At 60.5% G+C, this 10877-nt stretch carries 9 protein-coding genes; 1 reads left to right on the forward strand and 8 read right to left on the reverse strand.

Going from position 1 to position 10877, the window contains the following annotated elements:
* Window positions 1–419 precede the first annotated feature (419 nt).
* The 8 genes from ACZ6ZO_RS12625 to ACZ6ZO_RS12660 all read right to left on the reverse strand — a co-directional run bounded on the left by ACZ6ZO_RS12625 (window position 420) and on the right by ACZ6ZO_RS12660 (window position 9568).
* Complete coding sequence (locus ACZ6ZO_RS12625; protein ID WP_331251795.1) at window positions 420–3044, reverse strand: heavy metal translocating P-type ATPase; 2625 nt, start codon at window positions 3042–3044, stop codon at window positions 420–422.
* A 2-nt stretch (window positions 3045–3046) separates the two neighbouring features.
* Entirely contained in the window at window positions 3047–3535 is a 489-nt protein-coding gene (locus tag ACZ6ZO_RS12630) for a hypothetical protein (protein WP_182387039.1), read from the reverse strand.
* A gap of 13 nt (window positions 3536–3548) precedes the next feature.
* Window positions 3549–4070: a hypothetical protein gene (locus tag ACZ6ZO_RS12635; RefSeq protein WP_182387040.1), complete on the reverse strand. Its 522-nt coding sequence runs from the start codon at window positions 4068–4070 to the stop codon at window positions 3549–3551.
* A 25-nt stretch (window positions 4071–4095) separates the two neighbouring features.
* Complete coding sequence (hemB, locus tag ACZ6ZO_RS12640; RefSeq protein ID WP_343159113.1) at window positions 4096–5097, reverse strand: porphobilinogen synthase; 1002 nt, start codon at window positions 5095–5097, stop codon at window positions 4096–4098.
* A gap of 24 nt (window positions 5098–5121) precedes the next feature.
* Complete coding sequence (locus tag ACZ6ZO_RS12645) at window positions 5122–6804, reverse strand: bifunctional uroporphyrinogen-III C-methyltransferase/uroporphyrinogen-III synthase (RefSeq protein WP_182387042.1); 1683 nt, start codon at window positions 6802–6804, stop codon at window positions 5122–5124.
* Window positions 6805–6943: 139 nt separating this feature from the next.
* Entirely contained in the window at window positions 6944–7849 is a 906-nt protein-coding gene (gene hemC / locus ACZ6ZO_RS12650; protein WP_182387043.1) for a hydroxymethylbilane synthase, read from the reverse strand.
* Entirely contained in the window at window positions 7846–9210 is a 1365-nt protein-coding gene (locus tag ACZ6ZO_RS12655; RefSeq protein ID WP_182387044.1) for a glutamyl-tRNA reductase, read from the reverse strand. The genes hemC and ACZ6ZO_RS12655 overlap by 4 nt, the downstream gene beginning before the upstream one ends.
* Window positions 9211–9322: 112 nt before the next feature.
* Window positions 9323–9568 (reverse strand): glutaredoxin family protein, encoded by a 246-nt coding sequence (locus tag ACZ6ZO_RS12660; RefSeq protein ID WP_343159109.1) that lies wholly within the window; start codon window positions 9566–9568, stop codon window positions 9323–9325.
* 87 nt (window positions 9569–9655) lie between these two features.
* Between ACZ6ZO_RS12660 and ACZ6ZO_RS12665 the strand changes: the two genes are divergently transcribed.
* Window positions 9656–10687 (forward strand): HAD family hydrolase, encoded by a 1032-nt coding sequence (locus ACZ6ZO_RS12665; protein WP_208769111.1) that lies wholly within the window; start codon window positions 9656–9658, stop codon window positions 10685–10687.
* Window positions 10688–10877: the final 190 nt, after the last annotated feature.

Below are 10877 nucleotides of genomic sequence, written 5' to 3' on the forward strand. Positions count from 1 at the left end.
CCTTCGAAAACGCCATCAACAATGATCCCACCAAGCCCAACTCGATAACCCCCAAGGCCGCTTAACTAACTGTCCACGATTTGCGGGCAACCCCAGGTCGCGTTGTTGATGCCCTGGTCAGAGATAGAAGGCTGGGCTTTCCTACTTATGTTGGGAACAACCTTGGCTTTCTTTTGTTCATTTGTTCTCGGATTGACTAGACCAACGCGTTGGGTTCCATCGCCGGCTGTTTTGGTGCTAGGCCTGGCTCTTTTGGCGGCAACGTTTGCTCTATCACATGGAGATCCTGATTTTGGAAGGGGCTGGCTGCTCATTTCAGGTTTTGGACTGACCTTCTCGGGAGTTTCTGATCTCATTCGACGTTGTCTGGCGATGTGGAAGTATCGCCAGACAACACCGAAATCACGCAGGAGAAACCCCTAAAACCTCCGCACGTTGTTTGAGCGTGCTTCGATGAGGAACGTAAACAAAATGGTAAACAGCGTCGCTGCCATTGGGTGCAGGACACCGGCCACCGCGGCGGTCATAACCAAAGCGTTGTAAGCCCAGGCCAGCATGATGTTGCGATCGACTAGGGCGGAAATTCGCCGAGCTAACGCTATAAGTTCCGGAACCACTGAAACGTCGGAACGCAGCAGCACCACATCTGCTTCTGGGACGTCCAATCGGACTTGATCGTCCATAAGAATGCCGACATCTGCCACGTTGAGGCATTCGCGGACCCCAAGGCCACCAACCATCGCAACTTGGGCGCCTTGGGTGTGCACGCTGCGGACGGCAAGCACTTTCTTTTTCAGGGCGATGCCCGCGAGGACGCGGGACATTCCGAGATTGTCGGCAAACCTGCGGGCCACCGGGTACATGTCCCTAGTGATCATGATGGTTTCAATGCCCATCTCTTCCAGCGTGGCCACGGCATCTTCCGCGTCTGGTTTGTTGTCTTGGCGGAGCGTGATCACACCACGGGCCTGGCCTTTCCAGCTCACCACAATCGGGATACCGCCAGAGACGGCCACGTTGGACAGTCGGGAGGACAGGCCGGAAAGGTCGTGCGGTCGCACGAGGGTTGCCTCGACCTGGCGGAGTTCCACTTCCCCTTCGGAATTCTTCAGCGGGATTTCAATACCGCCAGACAGCGTCCCATCGTCCAGCACCTGGGGGTGCGCTACCTCGATCCAGTGCGGGATGTCCTCACCGCCGGTTCCCGCGTCACGTGCTTCGCGGGCGGCCCGCACCAGGGCTTTGGACGCGGGGTGGACGCTCTCCATGGCAAGAGCACCTGCGACACGGAGGACAAGCTCCGGGTTCTCCCCTTCCGCCACCGAGATGGTCTCTACGAACATGTCCTTTTCGGTGAGTGTGCCCACACGGTTAAACACCATCGAGTTCACCTCGTCCAGTTCACGGATCACTTCCGCATTGCGGACCAGGACGCCAAGGCGAGCGGTCTGTTCGATGCCGAGTTTCATGGCTACGTTCGTCGATAAGGCAAGTGCGACAGGCGCCACACCTGCCAGGATCGCAAGAGCCGACGCCACGGCGGCGTTAATGTTCGCTCCGATCAGCCACCAGAGGAAAAAGTCCAGGGCCGCAATCCCCAACGCCCATGGCACCAACAACGATGCCGTTTTAGTGGCCAGCTGAGCCGAACGGTTCTGATACTGGGAGGCTTCCTTCACCCAGCGGTAGATAGAAGCAATGCGAGTCTGCGAGCCCGTCTTATGCACGCGGATTTTCAGCGGACCACTAAGCAGAAAGCTGCCCGCATGCACCGTGGAATTTACTTTGACTTTCTCGGTTTTCCCAGAATAGTTCGTAAACATGCCGGGTTGGATTTCCGCGGCGCCACCGATCACACGCCCATCCACCGGAATGGTCGCGCCACCTGGAACAATGATGTCATCCCCCACGCGAATTTCCTGGACCGGAATCTCCACATGCACAGACTTTGAAGTGGCGGTGTCTTTCCGCACCACCGTCACAACGTCGAGTTCTCCCCGAATCTTGGCCTTGTACTCGTCCATGAGGTCTGGGCGCTCACGTCTGGTGAGCAAGCTCCCCAGCAGCATGAACACCGTCACTCCGCAGGCAACGTCAAGGAAGAATTCGCCCTGGGCCACCCTGTTGTAGTTCTGGGCCAACCACTGTGGCTGGAAGCGCCAATCCGGGCTTCCCGCTGTGGTGAACACCAGCAGGAAAATCGACCACAGGTAGGAACTCAGCACCGCCGCTGAGCTCGCAGCATCAAGCGCAGACATGCCCCGTCGCAGGCCGGCAGCCGTCGCACGGTGGAATGGCCAAGCACCCCATGTCACCACGGGCGTGGCGATGGCGAGACACACCCACTGCCAGTAGTCGAACTGGAGATCCGGAAGGTAAGAAAGAATGAAAATCGGTAGGCTGAGCAGCGCGCTAACGAGCAGCCGGGAGCGCGTCAGTAGTTCCTTCGCGGTAAACAGCACCTCGGTAGGTTCTTCGTCTTGGCTTCGAATCAGCTGGACGTCGCGAAGCCGGCCCGCCCGGCGCGCCGCCAGATCAGCGCGCTCCTCCGCCTCTTGCTGGCGTCGACGAGGCAGTCGAGTGGCCCGCAGCGCCAATTTTTTCCTGCGTCCCCGCAATGGGAGTGGTCGCCGGGTTTGATTCAGGCGCTCTGCACGCCGACGCAGCGACGCGTTGGTGAGAACCGCGTGCACGCCAAAATCAGCAAATACCGCGATGACATCGTCGGGGCTCACATCGTCAGGCGCCGTAATCCATGCCGTGGCGGACTCATACACCACCGACGCACGGATTCCGGGACGCTGTTCGAGGGCTTCCTCAATGTCAGCCACATGCAGCGCTGACTCCAACCCCTCCAACTCCAACGCGAAGGAAGTGTGGGCGGAAGCCTGCCTGCGTGCCAGCCGAACATGCGGAGACTCATCTGAGTCAATGGCCCCGGCGAGCCCGGCAGCTGCCGCGGCTTTTTTCGCCTCGGCGATCGCCGCATCCATTTGCTTCTGGGAGCTACGCAGAGTCTCCGGGGTAGTTTCAAAATCAGCCACTGTTAATACTCGTCATTCTGGTAGGCGAAGTATTGGTTCACGATGGGACGATAGATGATCAACGCACCTGTGGTGAGCAATATCGGGATGAGGGCGATCCCCACTCCGGCGGCCTTGACAGTGAAGGCGATGAGGTCAACGAGCACACACAGCACAATGACGGCGAGCGTCCAGCGGCGCGAGTATTTCACCGCGCGGCGTACCTGCGTCATTAGCATCGCGATCAAGAATCCAGCCACAATGTTAAAAACACCAACGAAGCGCTGGTTCAGCTCCACTGCAGCGATCAGCCTCGGATCAACATTGGTGTCCCCGGAATAGCCAGACGTTGCGACGACGAGGCCAAAAAAGATAGCGAGCCCGGCGCTAACGACGAGCCACCAATAACCAATCTTCAGCGGCAGCGGCGGCGCGTCGAAGGTAACGCGCTGTTCAGTGTGTGCGTGGTCGTCATCGCCACCCCGATACATTGAGGGAAACATGTAGGTCATGGTGCTTAACGTCCTAGGGTTTCTCGGCAGGCATCGCGCGCGCCCACTCCACAGATTCTTTCTTAGCACCAAAAAGTGCGGCCAGCACTGCACACACTGCGGTGAGGAGCTGGACGATGCCGTCGGCAAGCACCAGCGGGAGCGGCAGGCTAGCTGTGGTGGCGATTTCAAAAACGAACAGGCCACGGAGAGCAAAGTACACTGCGAAAACGGTGAGGAATCGCCGTGCACCGTCGGCACGCTTGGTGCCGTTACGGAAAATGTAGGCAGTCCAGGCGATCGCTACAACGATGGCGAGTGCGATCAGCCCGGAGAAAACTACCGCTATCCCGGACAGGAGAGTCAGCTGCTGATCGCTGAGGGTCTCCAGCTGCTGCGGGTTCATCGTCTGTTTGACAGCTTCTTTGAGCTCAGCGGTACCCAACAGTCCCATTACCACGTTGAGGATCTGGTGGAGGGTTTCAAACACCACGACCCCAAGCCACATGTTCATCGCCAGGTTAACGGCTTCCGGGCGCTGTGATGCGACCTCCACGAGTCCCTCCTTGTGGGCCTAAAAACTAATACTGCTCACGCAAAATGCGTGCAGCCTCGACAGCAAAGTACGTCAGGATCTGGTTGGCGCCTGCCCGCTTGAACGCCAGCAGCGCCTCCATCATGGAGGCCTCGCCGTCGAGCCAGCCGTTGGCTGCTGCTGCCTGAATCATGGCATATTCGCCGGACACCTGGTACACCACAACCGGGACGGGGGACACCTCAGAGACAGCGCGCAGGACGTCCAGGTAAGGCATACCGGGTTTGACCATGACAAAGTCAGCTCCCTCAGCCACATCCAGATCCACTTCCAGCAGGGACTCACGCACGTTAGCGGGATCCTGCTGGTAGGTGCGTCGATCGCCTTCCAACGAGGAGCCCACGGCCTCACGGAACGGACCATAGTAGGCGGAAGCGTACTTGGCGGAGTAGGCCATGATCGCGACGTCGCCGAAGCCTGCTTCGTCCAGTGCCTGCCGGATCGCAGCGATCTGTCCATCCATCATGCCGGATGGGGAGACAATGTGGGCACCGGCGGTTGCCTGCGCCACGGCCATCTTCTGGTAGCGCTCCAGGGTGGCGTCATTGTCCACGATCGTGTCACCGAAGCGGTCGGTGGCCAGCACACCGCAGTGCCCGTGGGTAGTGAATTCATCCAGACAGGTGTCGGCCATCACCAGGATGTCGTCGCCGAATTCTGCACGTACAGCCTTAATAGCCCGGTTGAGGACGCCGTCCGCTGCCCACGCTTGGGAGCCTTCCGCGTCTTTGTCTTCCGAGGCTGGCACGCCAAACAGGTCGATACATTTGATGCCGGCGTCGCGGGCTTCCCGGATGGCGTCGATAAGCGTGGCGAAGGTGTGCTGCACCACGCCCGGCATGGAGGAGATCGGTCGAGGCTCCTCAATGCCGTCGGCGATAAACATCGGCAGAATCAGGTCCGCCGGGCGAAGCGATGTTTCCGCCACGAGGGCGCGCATCGCCGGGCTCGTGCGGAGGCGACGAGGACGACGGGTGATTTCGGACATGAGGTTTCCTCCCAGTTTAAGCGACTATTCTGCAGCTTTACGACGCGCACGGCGCTTCTTCCGCGGCGGCGGAAGTTGACCTGCTGCCCGCAAGCCCGCAACATGCTCGGCGAGGGCATCCACGAGTTCGTTAACGCCCGCGACCTCCGGCACCACATCGACTCGTAGCCCCAGCTCCTTCGCGGTAGCGGCAGCCATCGGCCCAATGCACGCAATGATGGTGCGCTGGTGTGGCTTACCGGCAATGCCCACCAAGTTAGCCACGGTGGACGATGACGTGAAGCAGACTGCGTCGAAGCCACCGGACTTGATCATGTCGCGAATCTCGGCGCTCGGTGGAGCGGCTCGGACGGTGCGGTAGGCCACGATGTCATCGACTTCCCAGCCCAACCCAATCAGCCCGTCCACCAGCACATCGGTGGCGATGTCGGCCCGTGGTAGCAGCACGCGCCCCACCGGGTCCAGGTCTTCGTCATACTCCGGGAAGACGTTGACCAAGCCTTGGGCATTTTGCTCAGTCGGCTTGGGGAGCAGCTCTGGGGTGATTCCGAGCGCGCTGACAGCTTCCGCCGTCTTGTGCCCGACGCAGGCAATGTGGACGCCAGCGAAGGACCGTGCATCCAGCCCAAACTGGGTGACTTTTTCCCACAGCGCATTGACCGCATTGACGCTGGTCAGGGCGATCCACTGGTAGCGTCCCTCCACGATGCCCTTGATCGCTCGTTCCATTTGAGCCGGATTGCGTGGCGGTTCCACAGAGATCGTCGGCACTTCTTGTGGAATCGCACCGTGCGAGGCCAACCGAGTGGACATCGGCCCGGCCTGTTCCTTAGAACGTGGCACCAGCACGCGCCAGCCGTACAGGCTGCGGTTCTCCCACCAGGAGTACTTTGACCGGTTGTCCACGCCTTTTCCTAACGTCACCACGATGCGCCCCGGAAGTTCGCCGTCGATCTTACCGAGGGTGCCCAAGGTGGTGTCGTAGGTGCGCTGCAAGCGGGTAGTGCCGTTTACGGTCACGGTAGCTGGCAAATCAGCCGAAAGCCCGCGTTGGTGAAGTTCCGCGGAGATCGTCGGCAAATCTCCTGCTTCGGCTTGTAGCACCAATGGTTGCGGCGCCACGGCCAGCACGTCCCAGTCCACGTCATCCTGGGCCACATCAGTTTCGGTGTAGGTAGATCCCAGGGCGATCCCGGCGAACGTCGGAACGGTAGCAGGCAGAGACATGCCTGGGACCACGTTGAATTCCAGCCCTGCTGCGGCCACGGCGTTAATCTCTGCGAGGACGGCGTTGCTGGACAGCGGATTGCCGGTGACCAACCGAACCACGTTGGTTCCAGTGGCCACCAGGTCGTGCAGCTGCTGGGCGACATCCTGAGCCGATCCTTCGACCACCTCAACGATGTCTGCCGCTGACGGCCCCGGAGGCTTCGGGGGGCGACGTCGCGCCCCATTGGCCTTGGCCTCCGCACAGATCCGTTCGTATTCGGCATCGAAGGCCTGTTGTTTTTCTTCCGGGATGGGCAAGTCTGACCCCACGATGGCCCGAACCCCGCTGAGCACGGCGGCATCGGCGACGGCTAAGGATGCCCCGCCCAGTACCTCACGGGCGCGAACGGTGAGCAAATCTGGATTGCCGGGGCCAGCACCGACGAAAATGACGGTGCCGAGTTCTTGGTGCTTCTCAGCCGGTTGGGGCTTAGTCATGTAAGTCTTTTCTTAAGCTTTCAGCGTCGTGATCTACCTATGGGGCAGACGAGTACCTTCCATAATGCCGTTAGCCGACCCTAATCCCATCGGATTGGGTCGACATGTGCTAGGTCAACCCTAGAGCATACGGCGAGTTTTAGGAAAACTTCTCATCCTGCATGAGTTCTGCTGCGCCCTGTTCTAACAGGCGCTGGGCGAGTTCCGCACCCAGCTGCGCTGCGCGCTCAACCGGACCAGTAATCTGTTCCCGCAAGCTGCGGGAGCCATCCAGGGCGAACACGCCGGCGACGAGGAGCAGATGATCGTCAGTGGCACTGGCATATGCGGCGACAGGGGCGGTGCAACCGGCTTCGAGGGTGCGCAGCACTGAGCGTTCCGCCGTAGCTTCTGCGGTGGCCCGTGGATCGGACAGCAGGTTGAGCGCGGCCACCACATCAGCATCGTCTGCGCGACATTCCACAGCCAGCGCTCCTTGGGCTGGTGCTGGAATCATGACGTTGATGTCCAGGACCTCTCCTGCTTTGTCCAGGACGTCGATGCGGGCGAGCCCAGCGGCTGCCAGGATCACGGCGTCCAGCTCGCCTGTGGTGACCTTGCCCATGCGGGTATCGATGTTGCCTCGCAGGGGCTGGATGTCAAGGTCGGGGCGCAGCGCCCGCAGTTGGGACACGCGACGTGGCGCGGAAGTCCCCACGCGCGCACCGGTCGGCAGGTCTGCCAGTTTCATGCCGTCACGGGCGATGAGGCAGTCAAACGGATAGGAGCGCTGTGGCACCACCAGGTGGAAGCGCTCATCGGGTGCGGTGGGGAGGTCTTTGAAGGAGTGGATTGCGATGTCGCATTCGCCGGCAGCCATCGCGTCCCGCAGGGCCTGGGTAAATACGCCGACACCGATACGTTCCACCGGGGACATGTTGATGTCACCGGGGGTGGTGATAATCGTGAGCTCCGCTGGGTGGCCGGCTGCGATGAGCGCGTCCCGGATGTGGCCTGCTTGGGTGGTGGCCAGTTTGGAGCCACGGGTACCGATCTTCAGCATCACTTTTCCCCTTGCGTTTCCTTGATGTTTGTCGCCGTTTTCGGCATGTTCGCTTTCGGTAGGTCTTTCGCTTTTACGTCCACGGAGCGGTTTGCCTCGAGTCCGAAAAGTTCCTGGAGGGCCGTCTCGTAGGAGACGCTACCCGAGGTGACGGCCAGTTCTTTCACCCGCACTGTGGGCTGATGCAGCAGCTTATCGACGACCCGTCGCACCGTTTTCTCCACCTCTTCACGTTCCGCATCCCCCATCGTCGGGGTGCGGGTGCCCAGGCGTTCGAGTTCGACGTCCACGATCTCGTGGGCGTGGCGTCGTAAAGCTGCGACGGCAGGAACCACGTTGCGCACGCGCTGCTCGGAGATGTAGTGCTGCAATTCAGCGTCAACGATGGCGCGCGCTTCCTGCTGCACCTCGTTGGAGTTGGTGTCGCGTTCCTCGTGCAGGCGCTCGATGTTGACCAGCTGCACGCCTGGGATGGTGGCGGTTTCGTCGTCGATGTCGCGTGGCATGGACAGATCCACCAGCATCAGCGGCATCCCGGTGCGGGGAATATGGCGTGGCTCGATGGTGAAGTTGTCTGCCCCGGTCGCGGAAATTACCATGTCTACCTGCGGAATGGCGCTGTCGCGGTCATCAAAGTCGACGGCGTGCGACGCAATCCCCAGGTCGCGAGAACGTTCCGCGAGAACCTCCGCGCGCGACTTCGTGCGGTTGGAAAACACCAGTTCGCTGATCCCCAGGCGGCCCAGGTGGGTGGCCGCCAGCGACGCCATGACGCCCGCCCCCAACACCAGCGCACGCTTACCGACGAGCGGCTGCTCCGACTCCTTGAGCCCCATGAGATCCAACGCGCGGGAGATCGCGAAGCTCACCATGGATGCACCGGCATCATCAATATCGGTTTCCGTGTGCACCCGCTTACCGGTGTGTAGCGCAACCTGCGTCAACGAATGGAGGGCCTGCCCCACCGTGCCAATTTCCCCAGCCCGCTGATAAGCGGTGCGGACCTGGCCAATAATTTGCTGTTCCCCCACCACCATGGAGTCAAGCCCCGACGTTACAGTGAGCATGTGCTCGGCGGCCGCGTCGGCGTAACGCACATAAAGGTGATCCCGCAGCGTATCCAAGTCCACACCACTGTTACGGTGCAGCACCTCCACCACCTCATTGACCCCAGTGTGGAAACTGTTGGTTACCGCATAGACTTCAACTCGGTTACACGTAGACACGATCATGGCCTCGGACAACGACGGCTGATCGACCAGCGCCATCGCGGTCTTGTCGCGGACGACATCATCCATGCTTACTTGCTCCAGCACCTTCACAGGCGCGGAGCGGTGCGACATACCGACAACCAGTACGCTCACGCTCTACACTCACCGCTTTCACTCATAGCGCGGAATCGAACTTTCGAATTACCCCAAGTGGCACAATATTCGATCTTTCAGAGTAGCCCCATTATGAACGAGGGGCCAATTATCATCCCCCCAGTAGCGCCTCGCGCAGCTCCTCATTGTCCACTTCCCAGCACGCAAACTCTTCCCCATCGATCACGACAACGGGCACCCGATCCCCATATTCCGTGGCCAACCCAGCTTCATCTACATCAACAACCTCAAGGGTCGCCCCGGTTGCCATAATCACAGGCATGATCTGCTCCCGCACCCGCAGACAAGAACCGCAGGTCGAGCGAGTCATTAATTCCACCAACACCGATTTCGCCATCATTTCTCGTGTTTCGTCCCAAGCAACTTTTCTTGAAAATGCTTACGATTGACTATCGTACTTAGCTCACTTCGAAAGGCAGCCCTGATGGATGGTTTCGCGCTCACCCCTGAGGAATTCCTCGCCAACTGGAGCGCATCCCGAGGCAACCTTCGCCGCTTCCTCGAAGACCGCGCCTTGCCCCCGGTAGATGAGGAAAGCCAGAAGAAAGCCGGTCACGCCGCTGCGGACTCTGCAGTACGCTCCGTCTACGGCATTGAGCTCTCCGACTTCCACGCCGGCGTCGACTCCGTGGGAGGTGCCTTCGAGGCCGCCGGTGCCCGCCAGGTCACCGCCCCCGACCCGGATATCCCCCAAGACCACGGCGCTGCTGCTTTCTTCGATGTTGACAACACCCTCATCCAGGGCGCCTCCATCACCATGTTTGCCATCGGGCTCTACCGCCACAAGTACTTCACCCTCCGCGACATCCTCCCCGTCGCATGGAAACAACTCAAATTCCGCGTCACCGGCGCGGAAAACGCAGCCGACATGGCCGAGGGCCGCTCCCAAGCCCTCGAGTTCATTAAGGGCCGCTCCGTTGACGAGCTCGTGGAACTCTGCGAAAACATTGTCGACACCACCATGCTGGAAAAAATCTGGCCCGGCACCCGCGCCCTCGCCCAAATGCACATCGACGCCGGCCAACAAGTCTGGCTCGTCTCCGCCACCCCAGTGCAACTCGCCCAAATCCTCGCGCGTCGCTTCGGATTCACCGGCGCCCTCGGCACCGTCGCCGAGGTATCCGACGGCCGGTTCACCGGACGTCTCGTGGGCGATATTCTCCACGGTCCCGGTAAAAAACATGCCGTCGCAGCCCTCGCCTCCATCGAAGGCCTCGACCTATCCCGCTGCACCGCCTACTCGGACTCCATCAACGATGTCCCGATGCTCTCCATGGTCGGTACCGCAGTAGCAATCAACCCGGACCGCGACCTCACCCGCCTGGCCAAGCTCCAAGGCTGGGACATCCGCGACTACCGCTCCGTCCGCAAGGCTGTACGCACCTTCGGAATCCCAGCACTCCTCACCGCAGCCGTCGGGCTCTACCGCTGGCAGCGCTCCAAAGCGCTGGGATAAAGGGCTGCTGGTTCGGGGTTTCCGGTTAGCCGGTTCGCCGGTGAAATGCGAGACCTGGAATTCGAGTCTCGGACCAAAAACACCAAATAGCAAAAGGGGACTGCGGACTTTTTGTTGGAGGGTCTGCGTGGCTGAGCCCGGCGTGTGTTGCCGGGAGGAAGCTGCTTGTTATGCCTGTCAGTAGGACTGT

This window comes from Corynebacterium sp. NPDC104732, assembly GCF_055583565.1.

What these genes read in the sequence shown, in the direction of transcription:
- ACZ6ZO_RS12630 (WP_182387039.1), bottom strand. Translation starts at nt 3,535, where the DNA reads ATGACCTACATGTTTCCCTCAATGTATCGGGGTGGCGATGACGACCAC.
- ACZ6ZO_RS12645 (WP_182387042.1), bottom strand. Translation starts at nt 6,804, where the DNA reads ATGACTAAGCCCCAACCGGCTGAGAAGCACCAAGAACTCGGCACCGTC.
- ACZ6ZO_RS12665 (WP_208769111.1), top strand. Translation starts at nt 9,656, where the DNA reads ATGGATGGTTTCGCGCTCACCCCTGAGGAATTCCTCGCCAACTGGAGC.
- ACZ6ZO_RS12660 (WP_343159109.1), bottom strand. Translation starts at nt 9,568, where the DNA reads ATGGCGAAATCGGTGTTGGTGGAATTAATGACTCGCTCGACCTGCGGT.
- hemB (WP_343159113.1), bottom strand. Translation starts at nt 5,097, where the DNA reads ATGTCCGAAATCACCCGTCGTCCTCGTCGCCTCCGCACGAGCCCGGCG.